Raw genomic sequence first — 22,702 nt, forward strand, 5'->3', positions numbered from 1 at the left:
ATGTTTAGCCTGGCGTTCATTCGGGATAATTTTACTTTTATATTAAGCGCGTTGCCGGTCACGCTGACGATAACATTATTATCATTGCTGTTTTCCACGCTGCTGGGCGCGGCGCTGGCGTGGGCGATTATTCGTCAGATTCCGGGCGTTCAGGTTGTGGCGAAGGTATTCCTCTCCTTTGGCCGTTCGGTCCCGGTGCTGGTGATGCTGTATTTCTTCTTTTACGTCTGGCCGTGGGTGGCCGTCGGGCTGTTTGGCGGCCCGCAGGACACTATGTTCGGCTATAAACTCTCGCCGCTGGCGGCGGCGGTCACCGCGCTATCGTTGATTTTCAGCGCTTATTTCGCTGAAACCTTTCGCGCCGGGTGGAACGCGGTTGATAAAGGGCAGCGGGAGGCCGCATGGTCAATTGGGCTAAGCGGGTTCACGCAGTTCCGACGCATTATTTTGCCGCAGGCGGCGGTATCCGCGCTGCCGAACTTTACCAGCGTGCTGATCGATCTGATTAAAGACACCTCGCTGGTTTACACCATCACCGTTATTGATCTGATGGCGAAAGCCAATATCGCCGCCGCGCGCGGGTTTCATTTTGTCGAAGCCTATTGCGTCGTGCTGGTGATTTATATCCTGCTGTGCCTGGCGATTGCCAGAGCATTGCGCAGTGCAGAAACGTTTCTGAGCGCCCGCTGGCAAGGAAACGGACAAAAGAGTGGTCCACGGTTATCATTTTGGGGAAAGTATTTTGAAAAATAACATATTACTGGTGAGTTCGCTCGCGTTAGCAATGGGAATTAACGGCGCGCAGGCGGTTGAGAAAAGCGCAAATGCCAAAACGGTTGAGGTGGTCGTCAATGCTAACGGTTTTCCCTTTAGCTTTGTTGACGATAACAACAATATTACCGGTTACGATGGTGACCTGTTAAAGGTGCTGGACCAGCGGTTAACCGACTATACGTTTCATTTTAATGCGGTCTCGCGCGACGCGATGATCGTCGGCCTATCAACCGGCGCTTATACCCTCGCGGCGGATCACTTTTATCTCACCAAAGAGCGGGCAGAAAAATATGACCACTCCGGCGAACCGACCGGGATCAGCGATTTGCGTCTGATCGTGCGTAACGATGAGAGCGATATTCATAACCTTGGCGATCTCGCCAGCGGTAAGAAAAAGCTAGTGCCGATCCACACCTCCGACGCCCGGTATACGGTGATTGAAAACTACAATAAAAAACATCCGGGCCAACAAATTAACCTCCAGCCCAACGGCGAACAGTCCGCCGCCGATATTTTCAAAGCCGTGGCCTCCGGAGAATACGATGCGGCGATTTATCCCATCGGCGCGCTGCTGGCGCTAAATAAGGCGCTAAATCTTAATCTGAAAGCTTCGGATTCCGTCGGCCTGTTTCCTAACGTCTATTTGTATAAAAAGAATACCGACCCGCAGCTGATCAAAGCGATTGACGCGCAGCTGGTTGCCCTGAAAAAGGACGGCACGCTCGCTGAGCTCTCGCGGAAATGGTACGCCGAAGATGTGTACGCCCTGCCGGGCGCCAGCGATGTGAAAGTGAATACCGACTGGGAATAAGCGCATGACGCCAATAAGTTCGGAACCGGCGCATAACGCCGCCACCTTAAACGATGAGGTGACCCTGGCGCTGCGCGCCATTACTGAAAAACGCGCGGCAACAATCGGTTATCTGTTGGACGAAAGCCGACAGCGCCAGATCGCCGATGATTTTGCTCGCGAGGCAATACGCCATTATGGCCGCGATCTCGGGCATAAGATCCGCGCACAAATGGAGAATGAACGGGATTTGCAGGAGTTTGCCGGGCTGTTTACCCGCGGTCTGGAATCTCAGGTTTATGAGATGGAACCCGTCAGCATCGGCCGGGCCGAGTTTATCGTGCTGTTTCACTACTGTCCTTATGTCAACTGCTGGCAGCAGCAGGGGCGAGGCGCCAGCGAAATTGCGATGCTGTGCGATATCTGCATGGAAGGCGATCATGCATTAACCGATGCGTTTTCGGGGCTGCATTTAGAGGTGCTGACCGCGCTGGCCCGCGGTGATGCCGCCTGTCGGCTGCGTTTTTATCAGGCAGAGGAGCGGGAGGGAGAATGACAACCTTAACGTGGGACCACGCGGTCCAGTTCGTTAATCAGCCTGAAGCGGCGATAGAGGCGCTGAGCGGACAAAAGCTCAACGCGGTGGCCGGTGGGCGCCATCCAGGCTGGGGGACCCGGAATGCGCTGAGCTATTTCGGCCTGACCTATATCGAATTTCTGGCGATTGCCGATGGCGCAGAGCTGCTTTGCGCCGCAGAGACGTTTTTACTCTCCCGGGATGCCTCACGGCTGCTGCCGGAAAATGAAGCGCTGTATCGGGTGGCGCTGCGTAGCGACGATATTGCGCACACGCATGCGGAGCTACATCAACAGGGACTGCGGGTTTCGCCGATCGTCGACGGCCAGCGCAACGATCCGCAGGGCAACGTTATCAGCTGGCGGATCTTCACCATTGACGGCGACTTTGAGGGTCTGGTCTATCCGTTCGTTCTGCAATGGGGGGAAGAGGATGACGTCCGGTTGAGCCGCCTGCAGGCCCAGGGTCTCGCTGCGCCGCATCCGCTGGGGGAGATAGAGCTGCAGCGCGCGGTTTTTGCGGTTCACAACCCCCGGACGGTACGCGACCGTTGGCAGCGGCTGTTTGGTTTTTCCCCGCATGGCGAACTCGGGCTAGAGGTGGGCGGCCGTGAGTTTATCTTCCGCCACGGCGCGGCGAACCAGCTGACTGAACTGGTGTTTCGCGTTGCCGACCCGGCGCTGAAAGGCCGGCGCTTTCGCGTTGGCAACGGCGAATATCTCTTTGAATAAGGAGCTGGAACCATGGCAAAGGTCCATTTTATCGGCGCCGGACAGATGGCGGAGGCAATTATTCGCGCGTCATTAAGCAACGGCGCGCTGCATGCGGACGCGATCTCGCTGGAGGATATCGACAGCGCGCGCGTCGAGCATCTGTATGCCCATTATCGGTTGTCGAGCAACGGGGACGCGAGCGAGGCTTCTTTGCTGGTGCTGGGGATCCGCCCGCAGGACGATCTGGCGGCGGTGGCGAGCCGCGTACGCGCGCAGCTTAACGGCTCGACGACGGTGGTCTCTCTGATTGCGGGAGTGAACCTGCAAAAGCTGGCCTCCCTGTTTGGCGAGGCCACGCCGATTGCCAGGGTGATCCCCAATACCCTGACCGATACCGGATTTGGCTATAGCGGCGTGACCTTAAACGCGCACGCCAGCGCGGCGGAAATCGAACCGTTTCTGTGCGGCTTCGGTAAGGTACTGTATCTGCCTGAACGGCTGATCGATATCTTTACCGGTTTTGCCGTCGCGGGCCCCAACTATATCTACTATTTTATCGAGTCCTTTACCGACGCCGGCGTGCTGGCGGGGCTGTCGCGACCCCAGGCAACGGAGGCGGTGCTGGAAAATCTGCTCGGCGCGGTCGAGATGCTGCGCCGAAGCCAGAAGCATCCGCGCCAGCTGTTGGATATCAATAATTCCCCGGCAGGAGTCGGGATCCACGGTCTGTACGAACTGAACAACAGCGATTTTGCCGCCGGGCTTCAGCGTAGCGTACTGGCGGCGGTCAGACGGACCCGTGAACTGGGACAGCGCTAAGCCTCTTGCTCCCGCGCCGGGTCGCGCAGCGCGCCCGGTGCTTTTCCGATAATGCGTTTAAAGGCGCGGCTGAAGGCGGCATGCGAACTGTAGCCCAGCCGGAAGGCCACTTTTTCCAGCGCCTGACCCTCATGGGAAATGTACTGTACCGCGAGGCGCATACGCAGCTCGGTCAGATAGCGGGCGGGCGTGGTGCCGGTGGCGGAGAGGAAGCGTTCAGCAAATACCGAACGCGAGATTCCCGCCTCGCGGGCCAGATCCTCGACTTTCCAGTTAATGCCGGGCTGCTGATGCATCACGTAAATGGCCTTGGCCAGCTTAGGATCGCGCAGCACCTGCACCCAGCCGGTGGCGTTGCCGCAGCCGCACTCCACCCAGCCGCGGACAATCAGCGCGGCGACCACATCCGCCAGCCGCGCCAGAATGCCGGCGTAGCCCGCCTGTCGAGTGAGGCTTTCTCGTTCCATCGCCGCCAGCATCGGCGGAATCTCCGGGCGGCTGGTCAGCAGGCTACTAACCAGCATCACCTCGGGCATCGCTTTGACCAGCGGTTGCATGCCGCCCAGTTCAAAGTCCATACAGGCGCTGAAGATAATGGCGCTGTCGTTTTTCGCGTCGTCGCACGCGTTTTTGACGCAGCTTACAGAGTCGCAGACCGGTTCGCTGGGCAGTCTGGACACGTTCACCACCGCCGCCTGGTCATCGGAGAGCAGCACGTGACCATCGCCGTTGGGAATAAACAACGCATCGCCGCTCTGCAGCATCAGGCGCTGGCCGCTGACCATACGCAGCAGTACCGGCCCCCGGCTGATAAAGTGGAACTGCGCTTTACCGGGCACGAAGCCGAACTCGACGCCGAACGGGCGGGAGGTTTCGATGCGCCGGTAGTTGACGCCGGACAGGCGCATGCCGCGCAGGAGTTCGCTGGTGAGATCGAGGGCGTGCTGAGTCATAACATCATTCCCGGACGAATTATCAATAATCAAGGAGTATGCATCATAGATCGTCCGAACAGAAGCGCTTAACCTTAACGAAATGTTAATTGTTCTGGAGAGATGTTTATGAGTTCCTGCATTGCAGCTGAAGAGAGCCAGGCTAACGCCAGGCCCGCGTGGCGCGCCGTCTATGCGCTGGCGCTGGGGGTGTTTGGCCTGATTGTCGCCGAGTTTCTTCCTGCCAGTTTGTTAACGCCGATGGCGGCAAGCCTGGGCGTTAGCGAAGGTATGGCGGGGCAGGCGGTGACCGCGACGGCGCTGGTGGCGTTAGTGACCGGGCTACTGATCACTACCGCGACGCGAAATATTGACCGCCGCTGGGTGCTGATGTTCTTCTCGGTTTTGCAAATTATCTCCAGCATGATGGTGGCCTTCGCCGGTTCGCTGGAGTTTTTGCTGCTGGGGCGTCTGCTGCTGGGAATCGCCATCGGCGGCTTCTGGTCGATGTCGACCGCGACCACCATGCGCCTGGTCCCGGCGGCGATGGTGCCGAAAGCGCTGGCGATTATTTTTTCCGCCGTTTCAATTGCGACGGTGGTTGCCGCGCCGCTGGGTAGCTATTTCGGCGCGCTGATCGGCTGGCGCAACGTATTTCTTATCTGTGCGCTGCCGAGCGTGGTTGCGCTGCTCTGGCAACTGTGGGTTCTGCCCTCCATGCGCCCGGAGAGCGCCGGCAGCTTCGCTACGCTGTTTAAGGTACTGCGCCGTCCCGGAATGATTGGCGGCATGCTCGCGACCATCCTGATTTTCAGCGGCCACTTCGCCTTCTTTACCTATCTGCGTCCGTTCCTCGAAACCGTGGCTCAGGCCAGCGTCGAAGGGGTTTCCCTGATCCTGCTCGGTTTTGGGGTAGCGAACTTTATCGGAACGTCGATTGCCGGACATCTGTTAGCCCGAAGCCTGCGCCTGACGCTGGCGCTGGTGCCGCTGGCAATGAGCGTGCTGGCGCTGATGATGGTGGCGTTCGGTCACGTGGAGCTGCTGGATGGTCTGCTGGTGGCGATGTGGGGCTTTGCTTTTGGCCTGGTGCCGGTGGGCTGGTCGACCTGGCTTGCCACCACGGTGCCGGATGAAGCTGAAAGCGCCGGCGGTCTGCTGGTGGCGTCTATTCAGCTGGCGATTAGCGCCGGTGCGGCAGGCGGCGGGGCGGTGTTCGATCTCAACGGCGCGAGCGGCGTTTTTGTCGGCAGCGGCGTGCTGCTGGTCAGCGCCATGGTGATTGTGCTGTTTGCGGTAAGAGTCAAACCGGTAGTCAGCGAGGAGTAGGACATTTTCCGGGTTACGGATCCTGCTGATTTTGTAGCCCGGACAGGTGCGCGAGCACCGCCTCCGGGGAATATGCTGTGACGTGGCATTGCTGCGGCCTCTTCCCGGCTTGCGCTGCGCTTAGCCGGGCTACAGGGTTGCAGATTGCTGGTAACCCGTAGCCCGGACAGATGCGCAGCATCGCCTCCGGGGAGGGTGTTAACTCTCTTCAATATCATCGAGCAGATGCTGAATCAGCAGCGGAATCGGCCGGCCGGAAGCGACGCTTTTACCGCTTTCGCGCCACAGCGCCGTGCCGCTGACGTCGAGATGGGCCCAGGGGATTTCCGGCGGGCAGAAATGCTGTAAAAGCCAGGCGGCGGAAGCGCTGATCGCCGCATTATTGCCCGGCGTATTGCACAGGTCGGCGATGGCGCTTTCAGTCTGTTTCTTCAGCCTGCTATCCAGCGGCAGCGACCAGACTTCATCTCCGCTCTTTATCCCTGCCTGAGTCAATGCCGCCCGTAGCGTTTCGTTTTGCGTCATCAAACCGCTTAACTCGTAACCCAGCGCTTTAACCACCGCGCCGGTCAGGGTTGCCATGTCGATAATATAGCGCGCCTGCGGATGCCGCTGGCTGGCCCAGGCAATGGCGTCGGAAAGCACCAGCCGACCTTCGGCGTCGGTATTATTGATCTCTACCGTCAGACCGTTGCAGGCCCGGGCGACGCTGCCCGGCTGCATGGCGTCGGGACCAATCGCGTTTTCCGCCAGCGCGAGAACGCCCATCGCCCGCACCGGTAGCCCCAGTTCGGCAATGCTCAGCATCAGGCCGAGGACGTTGGCTGCGCCGCACATATCGTACTTCATGGTGTACATCCCGGCGCCTTCCTTCAGCCACAGTCCGCCGGTATCAAAGGTGACGCCTTTACCGACGTAGCAGCGAACTGGGTCATCGCCGCCGCCATCATAATGTATCGCCAGCAGGCGCGGCGGACGCGTGGACCCTTTCCCCACCGCGTGCAGCAGGCCAAGACCCTGATCAACAATCGCTTTTTCATCCAGAACTTCGCAGCGCAGAGCAGGAATATCGGCGCACAGACGCCGGGCCTCTTCCACTACGTACTGCGGGGTACACTGTTCTGAAGGCAGATCTGCCAGCCGTCGTGCGGCAATCATGCCGTGCGCGATCGCCTGTTGTTGACGCACGAGGGTTTCCAGCGCCGGCCGCTGTTCGGGCAGGGCGTAGAGGGCGAGCTGGCGAAGGCGTGGCCTGACGGCTTTCACCTGATGCAGGCCTAAATCATCAAGCTGCCAGTCGAGGTTAAACAGTTCGCGCAGCGCTTTGGTTAACGCGCCGCTGCTCTGTTCCCGCGAACAGTCGAGGATAAGCGCTTCGCTCACCGGCTTTTTGCATAGCGGCCGCAGCGCCTCGCCCAGGCCATCGTTCAGCGTATCCTGCCACAGCGGTCGCGGAATAAGGGTGATACGGGCGAAGGGGGAACAGCCGAAGCGGGTATCCGCCACCTCGCCGCGGGCGGCCTGTTCCACCATTTCCGCGAGCAGGGAGCTTGAATTAAGGGGGGCTAGGGTTAACAGCGTACTGCCGGGCCAGGTCACCAGATGCGCGCCATGGCTGGCGCTATCCAGTCGGTTGATAAAACGGTAATCCAGCATGGCTTACTCCTCGATGGGGGCGCGAATGCGTGCGGCGTAGGCCTGCATCCATTCGTCGTCCACCGGACGGTAGTGGGTTTTCTCCTGTACGCGCTCGGCGGAAAATACGGTGAGCGGCTGGGTCGCGCTGGCGACGACAAAGGAGAAGGTTTTGATATTGGTGGCGGCGCCGAATTCGCCGCGGCGGTTCATGCACACCACCGAAAGATCGCCCGCGCGGCCAAAGCGTGACATCAGTTTGTCTTCCAGCTCGCAGACCATTGAGTCCGCCGCCTGCTGTGGCGTCATCCCCTGGGCCATGCGCCGGACGATTTCGTAGCTGGCGCAGCCTTTCATCAGATCTTCACCGACGCCGGTAGCCGTGGCGGCGCCGGTCTCGCTATCGCAGTAGAAGCCTGAGCCGATAATCGGCGAATCGCCCAGCCGCCCGCGCTTTTTCATAAACAGGCCGCTGGTGGAGGTGGCGACGCTCATGGAGCCCTGTTTGTCGAGACCGATAATACCCACGGTATCGTGGCCGTCGTAGGGGCTGAGGCCTTTATCCAGCGTTTCGCGGCAGCGTTTGCGGTAGTGCTGCATGGCCCGCTCGGTCAGCATCGATTTGGTGGCGAAGCCCTGGCTTATGGCCCACTCACGGGCGCCCTGGCCAACCAGCAGGCTGTTATAGCGCTGGCGGCTGAGGGCGTGGGCGACTTTCACCGGGTTGGCGATATCCACCAGGTTGCCGACTGCCCCGAAAGCCAGGGTATCGCCATGCATAAAGGCCGCATCCAGTTCGACCTCGCCGTTTTCCGTTGGCAAACCACCGTAGCCTACCGATTTGTACAGCGGAAAATCTTCTACCGCCGCCACCGCATTGACCACGGCGCTGGCGGTGTCAGCGCCAGAGGCCAGCGCCGTCGCGGCTTCGGTTACGCCTTCCAGCGCCATTCGCCAGGTGGCAATCATTCCCCACATTGGTTTACTCCTGTTTAGCAAGCGTGTTGTCCGTTTCGGCTCGGGCGGTGATTTCTGCCGCGCGATACTGCTTATCGACGATACGCATGAAGGGCAGGTACAGCATGGCGCCAATCAGCAAATTGAGGATCTGCATCACGCTACCGCTAAGATGCCCGGTGACGATAAACCCGCTGATCACCGGCGGCAGCGTCCAGGGAATAAAGACCCCGGTGGTGACGGCCACCGCGCCAATTTTCATCGCCGCGTACTGTACCGTCACCAGCACCAGCGGCACGAGATTAAACGGGATCAGCATGATCGGGTTCATGATCACCGGCAGGCCGAAGAGGATCGGTTCGTTGATATTAAAGATAGAAGCGCCAGCGCCGAGGCGGGCGACCTCGCGCATATTTTTGCTGCGGGCGAAAATCAGCATCGCGATCACCAGCGACAGGGTCGCGCCCGCGCCGCCCATCCAGATCATATCGAAGAACTGCTCGGTAATAATGTGCGGCGGAGTGACGCCAGCCTGAATAGCCGCGATGTTATCGGTCTGATTTTCCATCCACAGCGGACGAATAATGCCGTTAATCATCGAACCGGAGTTGATGCCAACCGACCATAGAATGGTAATGCTGAAAACGGTCATCAGCGCGCCGAAGTAGGAGGTACCGTAATGGCGTACCGGCGAGGCGACGACTTCATAAATAAACTGGTGGATGGTGGCGTAGTGGGTGTGCTCAAACCCGATACGAATCGCCAGGATCAGAATCATTACCAGCAGCGCCGGGATTAGCGCGGCGAACGACTCCTGCACCGCGGGCGGCACCCCGTCCGGCATCTTAATCACCAGCTTCTTGCGCTTAAGCCAGCAGAACAGTTCGGTCCACAGCAGCGAACCGATCATGGCGACGAATAATCCTTTAGTGCCGATCCATTCCACGGGGATCACCGTGATGCCGCCGTTTTCAGCGACCTTAATGAACGGCGTGAGGATCAGAAACCCCACCAGCGAAAGGATTCCGCAGGAGATGCGGTCATCGCCGTAGTGCTCCGCAAGACGATAGGCCACCAGGAAGCTGATAAACAGCGACATCGTGGAAAATACCGCGTTGAACGGAATTTCGATAATCGCGCTCCAGCTGGCGCCGAAGGTGCTGGCCATAAACTGCTGATAGCTCTGGTTGGGGAACGACGAGATCACCAGCAGAATGGAACCGACAATAATAAAAGGCATGAATGAAACATAGGCGCCGCGAATAGCGCCGAGGTGACGCTGCTGAGCGGTTTTCGCCGCCAGCGGCATCAGTTTGGCTTCAAGAAATCCCAGAACATTGTTCATTGTGAACTCCGTACAAGATCGACAGGGGCTGTGTGTGCTATCTATGGCGGATTATGCGAGAAAGCGGTGGGCTGAAAGGTGAAGCGGTTCACATTGTATTCTCTGCAATAATATATATCTCATATGATTGGTTATATTTTCTTTAGAGGATCGTATGGAAATTAAGCTGCACGCTAATGCTACCACCACCCCCAGAACGCGAAAATATCTCCAGGAGTCGACCAAAAGCGACCGGGAACTGGCGCAGGAACTGGGGATTTCCATTACTACGGTACGCCGCTGGCGCAACCGCAGCCAGATTTCCGATAACCACACTACGCCGCATTTGATACACAAGGTATTGAGACAAGAGCAGGAGATCCTGATAAACGCCCTGCGCGATGCGCTGCGCGCGCCGCTGGATGAGCTGCTGTTTATGGTGAATGAGGGGCTGGGCATCGCCATCTCCCGGGCCACCCTGAACCGCTATCTACGCCCGGCCCATGAAGGGCGGAAAAACGCCGCGCCGCAGGGAAAGAAAGCGTTAAAGGCAGGGATGCGCGCTGATACCCTGACGCTGCACTACCGCCAACTGGCGCTGTCGATGGATGATGGTGGTGAACATCATCTGCTGTGGGCGCAGGAGCCGATTAGCGGCTGGTGCTTTGGCCGCATCTATAGCGGGATCTCTCCCGCGCTGGTGGATAGCTGGCTCACCGAGGCGCTGAACGCCTGTCCGGCGCAGATACAATGTCTTGAGACTTATGCTCATAAGGGCTTCGAGCCGATACGCGCGGATTTGTCATGCGTAACGGTGATGACGGAGGAGTGCGGGGCGGTACAGCTTAGCGAACGATTAGCCGATATTATCCCGGCGCTGGATGAGCCTGACGCCACGCTGCAGCGGCTGTGTACGCTGTGGAACCAGGGGCGGGCGCAAAAGAAACTGGGTGACAATACGCCGCAGGGTTTTCTTGAGTCGATGAATCAGAACTAATGGTGGCGGCGGGGGCTGGCACGGCAGCCGCATTTTGCCCAGGTCCCAGAATATCTGCGACAGCAAAAGAGACCGCGTTTTTTGTTGGGCCACGCCAGCGACCCTGGAGGTCAGCCGTTTCGCAGGCCATCAATCGCGCTGTCGCTCAGCACCATCACCGTTTTTACGCTGACGCTGATCCTATCAATAATGGCCTGTCGCGGGCCTTCGCGCCAGGCGGGGCTACTATAAAAGCGCGCCTGGGAAGCGTTTAAATGCGCCAGGTCGTCATAGGCCCGTATCAGATAATAAGCGTCGTTATCATCAACTGAATTACCGAAGGAGACGATATCCATGCCGGCGGCACGGTGGCAGGGCGCGCTTTGTTCTTTCATTATCCGGTGAAAATCGTTCCCGGAACCCGGTTTAAGGGTATAAAGCAAAAACTCTACCGTTTTCATCCTGACATTTCCTGTGCAAATCCGTTGAAGGCTGCAGCAATACACCACAGCGCCGCGTTGAACACAACTCCCAATGTTTTGGCACTTCGCTCTGGCCAGCCCCGAAGAGCAGTTGCAAATCACTGCTTATAATTGTTATGTTATAACATAATAAATAAAACATTATAAAATCTGTGACTATTCACCTTTCTTTTTAAATGATAATGATTATCATCTATTTTCTGCGGTGAAAATGAACAAGAGAACGCGTTTCACTAATCCGTACCCAGGAGCGAGGGAGAACGGCTAATGGAGGAGAGTTTGACAAAGGGTGTTACGACCAATGATCCGGTACTTAGCGTCAGTATCGCATCGTTGCCGCGTCCCGGCGGCGGGGAAATTCTCGCCGACATTCATTTTAGTGCCGGTAAAGGAGAGTGTCTGGCGGTCATTGGCCCGAACGGCAGCGGAAAAACTTCTTTATTGCGCGCGATAGATCATGAACTGACGGTGCGGGAGGGCGACGTTCGCTTATATGGCCGATCCGTCGCCGCCTTAACCCGGCAGCAGCGGGCCCGGCAGATAGCCGTACTGGCGCAGAACGACGCCCCCGATATGCGTCTGGCGCTTGAGGATTATGTCGCTCTTGGACGTATTCCCCACGTCCGGGATATGTCACGGCGCGAACATGAAAGCATCGTAACCCGGGCGATTAACGATACGGGATTGCAGAAGCTGCGCACGCGCTCGCTCTCCGCGTTATCCGGCGGCGAGCGACAGCGGGCGGCGCTGGCGCGCGTGCTGGCCCAGTCGCCAAAACTGGTGCTGCTGGATGAACCGACCAACCACCTTGATCCGCATGCCAGGGTTGAACTGCTGGCATTAGTGAAAAGCCAGGGGATCACGGTCGTTGCGGTACTGCACGATCTTTCCCTGATTGAGTCCTTTGCCGACCGGGTTTTGCTTTTATCACAAGGGCGCGCCCTGGCCTGGGACGTGCCGGAGCGCGTGTTGGTTTCAGAACGGCTTTACCCGGTCTTTGGTTTGACCAGCTTTACCGTACCGCATCCCGAAACGGGGAAAGCGCTGCGGATTTTCGAGGTTCCAGGCTATGCGTAATACATTATTGAAGGATAACGAAGCATGAAAAAAGGGTTTGCAGGCATTATGGCGGTTCTTTCCATTTCAGCGGCAAGCGCGGCTGATTTCCCCGTCACTATTGAGAGCTGCGGAACGCCGGTGACATTCACCCAGGCGCCGAAAAGGGCGGTTGTACACGACCTTAATATGTCTGAAATGGCTTTTGCTCTCGGGTTGCAGGACCGCATCGTGGGCTTAACCGGCATTACCGGGTGGTACAAAATGACCCCGGAATTTAAACACCAGATGGGAGCAATTCCCGAGCTGGCGCCAAAATATCCCTCGCTGGAAACGCTGCTGGCGGTGAATCCTGATTTCTTTTTCGCAGGCTGGAATTACGGCATGAAGGTCGGCGGCGAGATCACGCCTTCCGTACTCGATAAATACGGCATCAAAACCTTTGTGCTGAGTGAGAGCTGCGTCCTTACCGCGGAGCATAAACGTAAAGCGAGTATGGACCTGCTGTACAACGATGAGCTGACGTTGGGCAAGATCTTTGGCAAGCGGCATGAGGCCCAGACGCTGGTTGACGGCTGGAAGAAAGCGCTGAACGCGTTGCCTAAACCGCCGCGGGGCGTACAGCCTTTGAAAGTGTTTGTCTATGACTCTGGCGAAGATAAGCCCTTTACCAGCGGGCGGTATGCCATGCCGACCGCGATTATTGAAGCGGCCGGAGGGAAAAACGTGATGGAAAGCCTGGAGATGAGCTGGGGAACCACCTCCTGGGAGAGCGTGGCGACGGCGGAGCCCGACTTTATTATTCTTCTCGATTATCAGACCGGCAGCGGCGCTGATTCGCTGCGCCGTTTCCTCGAAAATCATCCGTTAATGAAGCAGACACCGGCGGTGAAGCAGCAGCGCTACCTGAAGCTGCAATATGCTGAATTGACGCCCGGTCCGGCGAATATCAATGCGGCGGAAAAGCTGGCTCATGCGCTGTATCCAGCGGCTAACCAATGAAGGGCACTCCATATCGTTACTGCTGGGCAATGTGGGGCGCGCTGCCGCTGTTAGCCGGTTTGATGTTGCTCAGTGTTGCCAAAGGGAGCGTACCGCTATCGCTGGCCCAGGTTCTTGGAGCCTTGCGGCTGCTGGATGTGCCGGTATCGGAGATGATTGGGCGTATTGTCATTGATTTACGCGTGCCAAGAACGCTGCTCTCAGTGCTGGCGGGCGCCGTGCTGGCCATCGTGGGCGGCCTTTTACAGACCACCACCCGCAACGATCTGGCCGATCCTTTTTTATTTGGTCTCTCCTCCGGCGCATCGGCGGGCGCGGTGCTGGTGATCACCCGATTTGGCGAACGGCTTGGCGCGCTGACGCTGCCGGTGTCGGCATTTGTTGGCGGCCTCTGCTCGGCGGTGGCGGTGATGCTGCTGTTTCATTTTAAAAAGCAGCGCGGCGCCGAGCACTTAGTGATTTGCGGGTTGGCGATCTCCTTTTTATTCGGCGCGCTGACCAGCTATCTGATTTTCTCCGGCGATCAGCGGGCCGCCAGTTCGGTACTGTTCTGGTCGCTGGGAGGGCTCGGTCTGGCGCGCTGGGATAATTTACCGTATGCCGTATTCAGTCTGCTGTTTCTCGGCGGGTTCGTACTGTTACGCTGGCGCTCGCTGGATGGTTTACTGGCCGGCGAGCAGACCGCGCGGTCGCTGGGCATCAACGTCAGCCGCCTGCGAATGGAGGTTTTTTTCTGCTGCGCCTTGGCGACATCGCTGCTGGTGGCCTTGACCGGAGTGATCGGTTTTATCGGCCTAATGGTGCCGCATATGTGCCGCTATTTTTCTGGCGTAAAACATCTGCTGCTGCTTCCTTTATGCGGCCTGTGGGGCGCAGTGCTACTGTGCGGCGGCGATATTGTCAGCAGGACGCTGCTGGCTCCGCAGGAGCTGCCTATAGGGATCATTACGGCCGGCATCGGCGGACTGTTTATTATTATTTTGCTGGCCAGAAACCGGTCATAAACTGAGTCGCGCCGGGTCGCTTCCTGGCGCAGATTTAAACGAAGGGCAAACCACTGCCCGGAAGTCAGTGCGCGCATGCGCTTCGGTTCATGCGCAATCTCCTCCGTTGATAGTTTTATATTTTGATAAATTAAATATTTCAACGTTACTTGTTAAGTATCGTCTTTATCACAGAGTGATATGCTGCTACTTTCTCTTTAACCGACGCCTGGTAAGAAAAATCCTAAAGTAAGCGTGGGTATAAGTGCTGTCTCCGGGCCTGTGAAAATCCCATGGTTTACATTTCGCAGGGATTTTTCTGAAATTCACTCGTCTGGACAATAAATATTAAACAAACTTATAATTCACCCACTTCACTCATGGGTATATCCCCATGGCGCCTATTATACGCATTTCTATAAAGGATGATTGCACTTTCATGAGGGAAAGGAATGTTAACTATTTTCAGCCATAATCATTTTTTTAAAAGAGCCATGCGTCTGAAAATAAACGACATAAAATCGGTCAGAAAAGCGAATCTGGTCGATTTGTGCTTAACAAAGTACGCATCCAGCAGCTGCGCGCAGTTTCATTTTTTGATAAACAGCTTTGAAATGAAAAAGAGTTTTGTTTGTTTCCGGGTTGAAGGTAATATCATTTGTTTGATAAACAAAAGACGCACCGCACATATCGCCAGTATTATCGCCAGAGTGACTGATGGCATCCCCGTGGGAGAGGACATCACGTTAACAGAGAGAGAATTTCAGTATATTTTTATTATGAAATTTACCGTACTGGCAAAAGATTACCCAGAGCTGCTCGGCATTTCGCCCAAGGCCTACAGCAGCTATAAAAGAAGATTAATTGAGAAGTTTGGTTTTAACTCATTTCATGCGCTACTGGCGCTGTCTAATTATTTACACGCTTTTTCGCTGCTCGATAAATTCACGCCGGATTAATTGCTTCATCTGCATGCGCGACCATACCCTTATCTTCGCACTTTCATCTTATTTTTCCGCCTGCCGCGATTGTTAAGGAGCGTACTCACAAAGTCACTCTTTTTCATGTCATCTATTCTAAGCCTTATATCGAGGGCAGGGGGAAAACGGATCCCCACGACAATCTGTTCTGCCATCTCTGGCGCTTTGGGACCGCGGCATCAGCGTCTATAATCCGCACAGCGATGTGTTCCGCGAGCGGCGAGGCTAATCGTCTGTTGAAAATGGCATCAAGTCTTACGACGAGCTGATTGTCGTAAGCTGCCCAAATACAAAAAAAGGCTTATATGAAACAAATGACGTTGAGTGACCTCCAGCAACAAAGCGAACAGGCTGCAGCTTCGCCTCGTTTACGTGCCCATCGTAATTTCCACCCTGATTTAAGCGATCCGGTGCAACGCCTGGCCGTCGCTATGGAGCCGGGTACCTATGTTCGGCCTCACCGTCACCCGCACACTTTTGAACTGCTGACATCCCTTAGCGGACGCTTTGTGGTGTTGACCTTTGATGATGCTGGCAACGTAATCGAGCGCGTGGTGTTAGGCGAAGAGTGTAAGGTGCTGGAGATGGCGGCGGGTACCTGGCATGCCGTGTTGTCGATGGATAAGGGCGGCGTAATTTTTGAGGTTAAATACGGTGGTTACCAGCCTGTTACTGAGCAAGACGCGGCACCGTGGGCGCCAGCTGAAAACGCGCCGGGAACTGCCGAGCTAATGAAGTGGTACGCCCGGGCGCAAGTGGGTGACGGCGGTTTTACCCTGTAATCGAGGCATTGCGCGGGGGCAGCTCCGCGCCAGCTTTTTTTATCCCTGATATAGATTAAGACGTTCCCGGCGCGTCAGCGGCTTATCAAACGGGTGACAATCTCCATGCGCTATTTATTGATAGTATTTATTCATAGTTAAACTTATCCCCTGAAATAGGGCCTCTGATATCCCTTTCACAGAAGTGTTAAACATATCTTAAACCACCACGTTATAATTTTTACGGTTTTTGTAAAGAATTTTCAATAACGCAATATGGTAATCTCAGTACTATAATTTATCTGCTGGGAAGGATCGGAATATACTCATTAAGAGCTGTTCAGGTGAATCAATGCATTTATGAATAAACATTAATGCGTGATTGGTTAAATTTTAACTTACTGATTTTTGTAGATTTTAACAAATTGCAATCTTTAATTTATCTAATCATTAGAATTTCCTTATGATAATTTATATATTTTGGTTAAACCTTCTGTATCTCTGGGTTACGTAAGACGTTATTCAGAATATTTGCCAATGGAAGCGGGGAGTAATTGATGCACATCAATTAACAACCACCGTTTTCGTCACAATTATGGTATTTGGTATAAAAATTCGGAACTTTTAATTTCAAGTCTCTTTGCGAATTATCGCATAATGGTCTCGCTCAGAAGGTATCTGAGATTTGATATTCTATTAATAGTTAGGGACGAAATAATATGAAATTAAAATTACTAACAGTGGCCGTCTCTACACTTCTTGCTGCAGGAACCGTGCAGGCAGCTGAGGTGTATAACAAGGACGGAAACAAACTCGACCTCTATGGGAAAGTGACCGGCCTGCATTATTTCTCCAGCGATAAGTCAGAAGATGGCGATCAGACCTATGCTCGTCTGGGCTTCAAAGGTGAAACGCAGATCAACGACCAGCTGATCGGCTACGGCCAGTGGGAATATAACTTCAGCGCCAATAACGTTGAAGGCGACAACTCCGGCGACAAAACGCGTCTGGCGTTTGCCGGCCTGAAGTTTGGCGAATTTGGTTCTCTGGACTACGGTCGTAACTATGGCGTTGCCTATGATATCGGTGCCTGGACCGATATGCTGCCGGAGTTCGGCGGTGATACCTGGACCCAGACCGACGTCTTCGCCACCGCACGTACCACCGGCGTTGCTACCTACCGTAACAACGGTTTCTTCGGGCTGGTTGATGGTCTGAATATCGCCGTACAGTATCAGGGTAAAGAAGAGGGCAACGGTCGCGATTTGGCTAAGCAGCATGGCGATGGCTGGGGTCTGGCCTCTACCTATGAGTACGAAGGTTTTGCCGCAGGCGCAGCCTACGCGGCATCCGATCGTACCGATGCGCAGGTTAAAGCGGGTCGCGACAATCCGAACGCATACGCCCGCGGCGAGAAAGCAGAAGTATGGGCGGCCGGTCTGAAGTATGACGCCAACAACCTCTACCTGGCGACCACCTATGCTGAAACCCGCAATATGACGAAGTTCGGTAGCGGCTATATTGCTAATACCGCGCAGAACTTTGAAGTGGTTGCTCAGTATCAGTTTGATTTCGGTCTGCGTCCGTCCATTGCCTACCTGAAATCAAAAGGCAAAGATCTGGGCCGCTATGGCGACCAGGATCTGGTTGAATACGTTGATGTAGGCGCGACTTACTACTTCAACAAGAACATGTCTACCTACGTGGACTATAAAATCAACCTGCTGGATGACACGAAATTCACCAACGATGCCAAAATCAGTACCGACAACATCGTTGCCGTGGGTATGACCTACCAGTTCTAAGCACAGACGTCTATTGTGCCATGCCTGCCAGCTTACCCTCCTGGCAGGCATTTTTAATGGCGGGCGCGGCGAAAAAAGCCCGACGCCGTTTCCCGCGCCGGGCAGAGTGAGAAGAGAGAGAATTTACGGCGCGGTAGTGAAAAACTCGCCAAACTTCACCGCCAGCCAGCCCACCGGCGTGGTGGCTCCGCCAACGATATTGGTAATTTCTGCCATCCCCTCCGGCACAGGAATATTAGAGTTGACCGCCGCCTGGGTGTATTCCCGCGAAATATCCGTTCCGACGTACAAAATACAGGTGACCACCAGCGTGCCGGTGATAAACATGCGGAACATATTACGTTTACAAAAAGGCGTTACCATCGCCAGCAGGAACATCAGGGAGGCCAGATCGACAAACGGCAGCACGCGGTTGCCTGGCAGAATAATCGCCAGCACCACCGCCATAGGGATCAGCAGCAGCCCGGTTGCCAGCACCGAAGGTTCGCCAATAAGCAGTGCGGTATCCATGCCGATATAGAAATCGCGGTTGGGAAATTTCGCTTTCAGCTTCGCTTCCGCGGCATCGCGCACGATCAGCAGGCCCTGCACTAAAATTTCGATCATTTTCGGTAGCAGCAGCATGGCGGCGGAAACTTTAATCGCCAGCGATACCGCAGCCGAGACATCGTACCCGGCCAGGAAGGCCAGCAGCAGCCCCAGCACGAAGCCCAGAGTGAGTGGCTCCCCGAAGACGCCGAATTTTTTATTAATACTTTCCGGGTCGAAATTAATTTTATTGATCAGTGGGATCTTATCAATAATATAGTTACAGGCAATACCAAACGGTACGTAGGTTATACAGGTAAGATGGGGGAATGATATCCCTTGCAGATTATAGTTTTTTTGCAAATACGGTGCGGTTAAATCCGCCGCCAGCAGGGTTAAGATAAATATGCCGAAGGTAATGCCTACGGAGAGCCAGTAGTTACCGGTGCCGGCATACACAACCGACCCCATAATCAGGAAAATCCAGTAGTTGAATATATCGATATTTACCGTCTTGGTTAATTTAAGCAGCAGCATGGCAATATTAATAACAATAAATCCCACGACTACCGGCAGCATTAGCGGCGAGCCCCAGCCGATAGTGGAGGCGGTCGGCCAGCCGGTATCGACCACCGTCAGGTGCAGGCCGATGCGTTCAACCATGGCCTGCGACGCCGGCCCGAGGTTGGTTAAGAGCAGGCCGATCACCAGTCCCACCCCTTCAAAGCCGATACCGACCAGCATCCCGGCTTTAAATGCGGTGCCGATTTTAACCCCAAAGCACAGTGCGATAATAAAGAATATTACTGGCATCATCACTGATGCCCCCAGACTAATAATGCTGTTGATAATATCCATAATATTTCCTTAAAAGGCGACCGAATTGGGCGCGAGCGAACCCGTGCCCAATGGGCCGTAGAAAAAACCTTAAGCGGCTCTTTTAATATTTAACCGAGTTGCTTCAGCAATATCTCAGAAAAAATCTTCGGCGAATTGCTGAAGGCATCAATAGTACTGCCGGCAATATGCGGCGTTATCGTGACGTTATTCAGCGAATAAAACGCGCTATTGTCCGGCAGCGGTTCATCATCAAACGTGTCGAGGGCGGCGCCCATGATTTTACCGTCCCGCAGCGCGGCGATCAGATCGCTTTCATTAATTAATCCGGAACGCGCTGTGTTGACGATAATGGCGCTCTCCTTCATTAATTCAAAATGATGGGCGTTGATCAGGTTTTCCGTTTCCGGAGTCATGCGGGCATGCAGCGAAATCACGTCCGCACGGCGAACCAGCTCGTCGAGAGTATCCACCTTTTCATAGCTGTCATGGCCGGGGACGTACTTATCGTAAAAGATAATCTCGCTGCCGAAACCGCGCAGGAAGCCGGCCACCAGCTGCGCGATATGCCCTAGCCCGACCAGACCTACCACTTTGCCGCCCAGTTCAGGAATGGCCCGGTGGTTAGGGCTCTCTTTACGCCAGAACTTATCGCGCAGCGCATCGTGCGAGCGGGCGATATTGCGCATTTCCGCCAGAATCATGCCGACGGTAAACTCCGCCACGCTGCGGGCGTTACGCCCCGGCGTGTTCATCACCTCAATTCCGCGCGCTTTTGCCTCCGCCTGATTAACGTTTTCAATGCCGCCGCGCAGCACGCCAACGTATTTAAGTTTTGGCAGCTTGTCGAATACCGCCACGTTAACCGGGGCGAACTGGACTATCAGGATCTCCGTCTCCTCAGCACCCTGAAGCAGAGCGGCAGGCAGCGCCAGCGCCTCAGAACCTTGCTGTTCAACCAGTAAATTATCCTCTTGCAGTTTTTCAATCGACTCATGCGACCATTCGCGCACTTCCACTGTAATACCTTTATCTTTCAGCGCTTTCAGACCCGTGTCCATCATCGCTGCATTGATAAACAGATCGGCAATTGCCAGACATTTCATAATCATTCTCCATAAATTAACGCATCAACATACCGCCGGTGACATCCAGAGTCGCTCCCGTCATATAGCTGGTTTTCGGTGAGACCATGAAGACGCCGATGTCGGCAATTTCGTGCGGTTGGGCCACCCGGCCCACCGGTATACGGCTGACGTAATAGTCAGGATTCTGCTCAATGTTTTTACGGATCATCGCGGTATCCATAATGCCGACGGCGATGTTGTTGACATTGATTTTCTGTTTCGCCACCTCGCGTGCCAACGAGATAGAAAATGCCACCAGGCCCGCTTTACTGGCCGCGTAATGTGCATGACCGGTGGTCGAACCGTGGAAGGCCGCCTGAGACGTGATATTCAGAATGCTGCCGGCCTGATCTTTCGCCAGGCAGTGGTTGACAAACAGCTGGCTCAGGTGGAACACCGCCTTCAGGTTGATGTTCATCACGCTGTCCCACTCCTGCTGGGTGATTTCAGTGACGTAGCCGCTTAGCCAGATCCCGGCGTTGTTGACCAGAATATCGGCGTTCCCCAGCCGCTCAATGCAGGTCGCGAACAGATTCTCCCGGCTTTGCTCATCGGAAAGATCGGTTTTCACCGCAATAATTTCGACGCTGGCGCTACTTTTTACCGTAGCAATCAGCTGTTCCGGGCGCTCCTCATCACGCATATAGGTGAAGCAGATGTTGACCCCTTCTCGGGCGAGTGAAAGGACAAACTCTTTGCCGAGGCCCGTAGCGCCTCCGGTAACGATAGCCGTGCGGTGGTGTAAATTCAGATCCATACTTTCCTCGCTTAATGCGTGATGTAGTTACTGCAGCTTTTCCACGGAGACTGCATTTCCGATAGTAGATTTTTGTAGAGCTGATACTTATCCTGATAGACCTTGTTATTGTCCGGGTTCGGCGTGACCGTTCGCGAAACGTGAACCATCTCATTTGAGGCGGCAAAGACGTCATCAAACCAGCCAACCATCACCGCGGCGGTCATCGCGGTGCCCAGGGTGCCGTGCTCTTTCACGTCGACAATCTCCAGAGTGGACTGGAAAATGTCGGCGAATATCTGCAGCCAGACCGCAGAGTTAGTGACGCCGCCCGCAATCCGAATGGTGCGACTGAGAGCAGGGTTGATGTTGCGTAACCGTTCGGTGTGATACAGATGGCTGAAAGCGACCCCTTCATAAATTGCGCGCAGAAAATGCGCTTTTTTATGGAAACTATTCAGGCCGATAAACCCCGCAGAGGCGTCCGGGATGGTGTTGGAACCGAAGACAAACGGGAAGAACAGCAGGTGGCTCTCGGCGGGCGTTGTCGTGGAGACCAGATCATTGCATAGATCGTAGACTGACGATCCCCGTGCGGCGGCGGCGGTGCGATCGCCTTCCATAAAGTTATTGATAAACCACTCCAGATTACTGGCGGAAGTGGGACTGGCCTCGGTAATTAACCATTTGCCCTCAATCGGATAAATCGAGGTCATAAAGAGATCCTGGTCGATAACCGGATGGTCGGTCACGTATTCATTGATGCTCCATGTTCCGGTAATAATCGCCAGCTTATCCAGGGTATTGATGCCGGAAGCGACGGATGACGCCGAGATATCAAACACCCCGCCCGAGACCGGCGTTCCGGCACACAAACCGGTGAGCTGCGCGACGTCGTCGGTAATGTAGCCGCAGCAATCGGTGGAGAGCCTGATGGGCGGAAGTTTATCGCGCAGATCGCCGAGTCCCCACCAGGCCAGCAGCGAGGCGTCATAGTCGCGGTCGCGAACGTTGATCAGGTTAGTCCCTGAGATATCGGTAAGTTCGAGAAAGGCTTCGCCAGTCAGATAAAAACGAATCAGATCTTTGACCATGAAAATGTAGCGCGCTTTACACAGCGTTTCCGGCTCGTTCTCTTTCAGCCAGGCGAGGAGGGCGACGGGCTGACCTGCCCAGATAGACTGCATAGTTTTGGGCAAAATATCGCTAACAAACGTCGGGTCGCGGTACCACTTTTCTACCCAGGCCTTAGCCCGGCTATCGGTGGAGATAATTCCGTTGCGCACCGGGGCACCGGTTTCATCCACCATATACAGCCCGTTGCCGTGACCGGTTACCGCTACGCCTTTGATTTGGCCGGCGTCGATACCCGACTGCGCGATGGCTTTTTTAATGACTTCGACGTTAGCCGCCCAGAGTTCGTTGATATCTCGCTCGGTGTGAAATTCCTTCGGGGTCAGCATCTGCGTTGACTTCGACGCGCTGGCCACCACGTTGCCGGCGCGATCGTAAATCGCCGCTTTTGTAACGGTGCCGCCGTTATCAATGCCCATGACATAGTGTTGTTTCATTCGCGTGG

General features: G+C 55.2%; 22 protein-coding genes. 13 read left to right on the forward strand and 9 right to left on the reverse strand.

Going from position 1 to position 22,702, the window contains the following annotated elements; translation table 11 throughout:
* From EGY08_RS29655 to EGY08_RS29675, 5 genes are read left to right on the forward strand one after another with little or no spacing between them, the layout of a single operon-like run.
* The gene (locus EGY08_RS29655; RefSeq protein ID WP_123829337.1) at positions 1–753 is read left to right on the forward strand and encodes an amino acid ABC transporter permease; all 753 of its coding nucleotides are present in this window, start codon (positions 1–3) and stop codon (positions 751–753) included.
* Positions 743–1,585, forward strand: coding sequence for a transporter substrate-binding domain-containing protein (locus EGY08_RS29660; RefSeq protein ID WP_032741830.1), 843 nt, complete (start codon positions 743–745; stop codon positions 1,583–1,585). The genes EGY08_RS29655 and EGY08_RS29660 overlap by 11 nt, the downstream gene beginning before the upstream one ends.
* A 4-nt stretch (positions 1,586–1,589) precedes the next feature.
* A complete protein-coding gene (locus EGY08_RS29665; protein ID WP_123829338.1) occupies positions 1,590–2,120 on the forward strand; it encodes an L-2-amino-thiazoline-4-carboxylic acid hydrolase in 531 nt (176 codons plus the stop codon).
* Positions 2,117–2,872 (forward strand): VOC family protein, encoded by a 756-nt coding sequence (locus EGY08_RS29670; RefSeq protein WP_123829339.1) that lies wholly within the window; start codon positions 2,117–2,119, stop codon positions 2,870–2,872. Before EGY08_RS29665 ends, EGY08_RS29670 begins: the two co-directional genes overlap by 4 nt.
* Positions 2,873–2,884: 12 nt before the next feature.
* Complete coding sequence (locus EGY08_RS29675; RefSeq protein WP_123829340.1) at positions 2,885–3,673, forward strand: pyrroline-5-carboxylate reductase family protein; 789 nt, start codon at positions 2,885–2,887, stop codon at positions 3,671–3,673.
* Here the strand turns inward: EGY08_RS29675 and EGY08_RS29680 are convergent.
* Positions 3,670–4,626, reverse strand: a complete 957-nt coding sequence (locus EGY08_RS29680) for an AraC family transcriptional regulator (RefSeq protein ID WP_087828144.1) — start codon at positions 4,624–4,626, stop codon at positions 3,670–3,672. The genes EGY08_RS29675 and EGY08_RS29680 overlap by 4 nt on opposite strands.
* A 108-nt stretch (positions 4,627–4,734) precedes the next feature.
* Between EGY08_RS29680 and EGY08_RS29685 the strand changes: the two genes are divergently transcribed.
* The gene (locus tag EGY08_RS29685; protein ID WP_112164959.1) at positions 4,735–5,934 is read left to right on the forward strand and encodes an MFS transporter; all 1,200 of its coding nucleotides are present in this window, start codon (positions 4,735–4,737) and stop codon (positions 5,932–5,934) included.
* Between the two features lie 198 nt (positions 5,935–6,132).
* Here EGY08_RS29685 and EGY08_RS29690 read toward each other — a convergent pair whose 3' ends face one another.
* From EGY08_RS29690 to celB, 3 genes are read right to left on the reverse strand one after another with little or no spacing between them, the layout of a single operon-like run.
* On the reverse strand, positions 6,133–7,590 hold the full coding sequence (locus tag EGY08_RS29690) for a leucyl aminopeptidase family protein (protein WP_123829341.1): 1,458 nt from the start codon (positions 7,588–7,590) through the stop codon (positions 6,133–6,135).
* A gap of 3 nt (positions 7,591–7,593) precedes the next feature.
* A complete protein-coding gene (locus EGY08_RS29695) occupies positions 7,594–8,547 on the reverse strand; it encodes a N(4)-(beta-N-acetylglucosaminyl)-L-asparaginase (RefSeq protein ID WP_123829342.1) in 954 nt (317 codons plus the stop codon).
* Positions 8,548–8,551: 4 nt separating this feature from the next.
* Complete coding sequence (gene celB / locus EGY08_RS29700; RefSeq protein ID WP_004120071.1) at positions 8,552–9,871, reverse strand: PTS cellobiose transporter subunit IIC; 1,320 nt, start codon at positions 9,869–9,871, stop codon at positions 8,552–8,554.
* Positions 9,872–10,025: 154 nt separating this feature from the next.
* Here celB and EGY08_RS29705 point away from each other — a divergent pair, with 154 nt between their 5' ends.
* Positions 10,026–10,847: an XRE family transcriptional regulator gene (locus EGY08_RS29705; RefSeq protein ID WP_123829343.1), complete on the forward strand. Its 822-nt coding sequence runs from the start codon at positions 10,026–10,028 to the stop codon at positions 10,845–10,847.
* Between the two features lie 110 nt (positions 10,848–10,957).
* Here the strand turns inward: EGY08_RS29705 and EGY08_RS29710 are convergent, their stop codons facing one another.
* Complete coding sequence (locus tag EGY08_RS29710) at positions 10,958–11,287, reverse strand: NIPSNAP family protein (protein WP_004120075.1); 330 nt, start codon at positions 11,285–11,287, stop codon at positions 10,958–10,960.
* A gap of 288 nt (positions 11,288–11,575) precedes the next feature.
* Here EGY08_RS29710 and EGY08_RS29715 point away from each other — a divergent pair, with 288 nt between their 5' ends.
* The 6 genes from EGY08_RS29715 to ompC all read left to right on the forward strand — a co-directional run bounded on the left by EGY08_RS29715 (position 11,576) and on the right by ompC (position 17,895).
* Positions 11,576–12,385, forward strand: a complete 810-nt coding sequence (locus tag EGY08_RS29715) for an ABC transporter ATP-binding protein (protein ID WP_123829344.1) — start codon at positions 11,576–11,578, stop codon at positions 12,383–12,385.
* Between the two features lie 24 nt (positions 12,386–12,409).
* On the forward strand, positions 12,410–13,366 hold the full coding sequence (locus EGY08_RS29720) for an ABC transporter substrate-binding protein (protein ID WP_123829345.1): 957 nt from the start codon (positions 12,410–12,412) through the stop codon (positions 13,364–13,366).
* The gene (locus tag EGY08_RS29725) at positions 13,363–14,370 is read left to right on the forward strand and encodes a FecCD family ABC transporter permease (RefSeq protein ID WP_004120081.1); all 1,008 of its coding nucleotides are present in this window, start codon (positions 13,363–13,365) and stop codon (positions 14,368–14,370) included. Before EGY08_RS29720 ends, EGY08_RS29725 begins: the two co-directional genes overlap by 4 nt.
* Positions 14,371–14,801: 431 nt before the next feature.
* Positions 14,802–15,308, forward strand: coding sequence for a hypothetical protein (locus EGY08_RS29730; protein WP_049115219.1), 507 nt, complete (start codon positions 14,802–14,804; stop codon positions 15,306–15,308).
* A gap of 326 nt (positions 15,309–15,634) precedes the next feature.
* Positions 15,635–16,111, forward strand: coding sequence for a WbuC family cupin fold metalloprotein (locus tag EGY08_RS29735; RefSeq protein WP_004120085.1), 477 nt, complete (start codon positions 15,635–15,637; stop codon positions 16,109–16,111).
* Positions 16,112–16,809: 698 nt separating this feature from the next.
* Positions 16,810–17,895: a porin OmpC gene (ompC, locus tag EGY08_RS29740; protein WP_004120086.1), complete on the forward strand. Its 1,086-nt coding sequence runs from the start codon at positions 16,810–16,812 to the stop codon at positions 17,893–17,895.
* Positions 17,896–18,018: 123 nt separating this feature from the next.
* Here ompC and EGY08_RS29745 read toward each other — a convergent pair whose 3' ends face one another.
* The 4 genes from EGY08_RS29745 to EGY08_RS29760 form a co-directional block, all read right to left on the reverse strand.
* Entirely contained in the window at positions 18,019–19,281 is a 1,263-nt protein-coding gene (locus EGY08_RS29745; protein WP_004113196.1) for a PTS galactitol transporter subunit IIC, read from the reverse strand.
* Positions 19,282–19,370: 89 nt separating this feature from the next.
* Positions 19,371–20,366 (reverse strand): 2-hydroxyacid dehydrogenase, encoded by a 996-nt coding sequence (locus EGY08_RS29750; protein ID WP_004120090.1) that lies wholly within the window; start codon positions 20,364–20,366, stop codon positions 19,371–19,373.
* Between the two features lie 16 nt (positions 20,367–20,382).
* Positions 20,383–21,144, reverse strand: a complete 762-nt coding sequence (locus EGY08_RS29755) for an SDR family NAD(P)-dependent oxidoreductase (RefSeq protein ID WP_004120092.1) — start codon at positions 21,142–21,144, stop codon at positions 20,383–20,385.
* Between the two features lie 11 nt (positions 21,145–21,155).
* Positions 21,156–22,694, reverse strand: a complete 1,539-nt coding sequence (locus EGY08_RS29760; RefSeq protein WP_004120097.1) for an FGGY-family carbohydrate kinase — start codon at positions 22,692–22,694, stop codon at positions 21,156–21,158.
* Positions 22,695–22,702: the final 8 nt, after the last annotated feature.

It is taken from the genome of Klebsiella sp. FDAARGOS_511, from assembly GCF_003812845.1.
In the GTDB taxonomy this organism is placed as follows: domain Bacteria; phylum Pseudomonadota; class Gammaproteobacteria; order Enterobacterales; family Enterobacteriaceae; genus Klebsiella; species Klebsiella grimontii.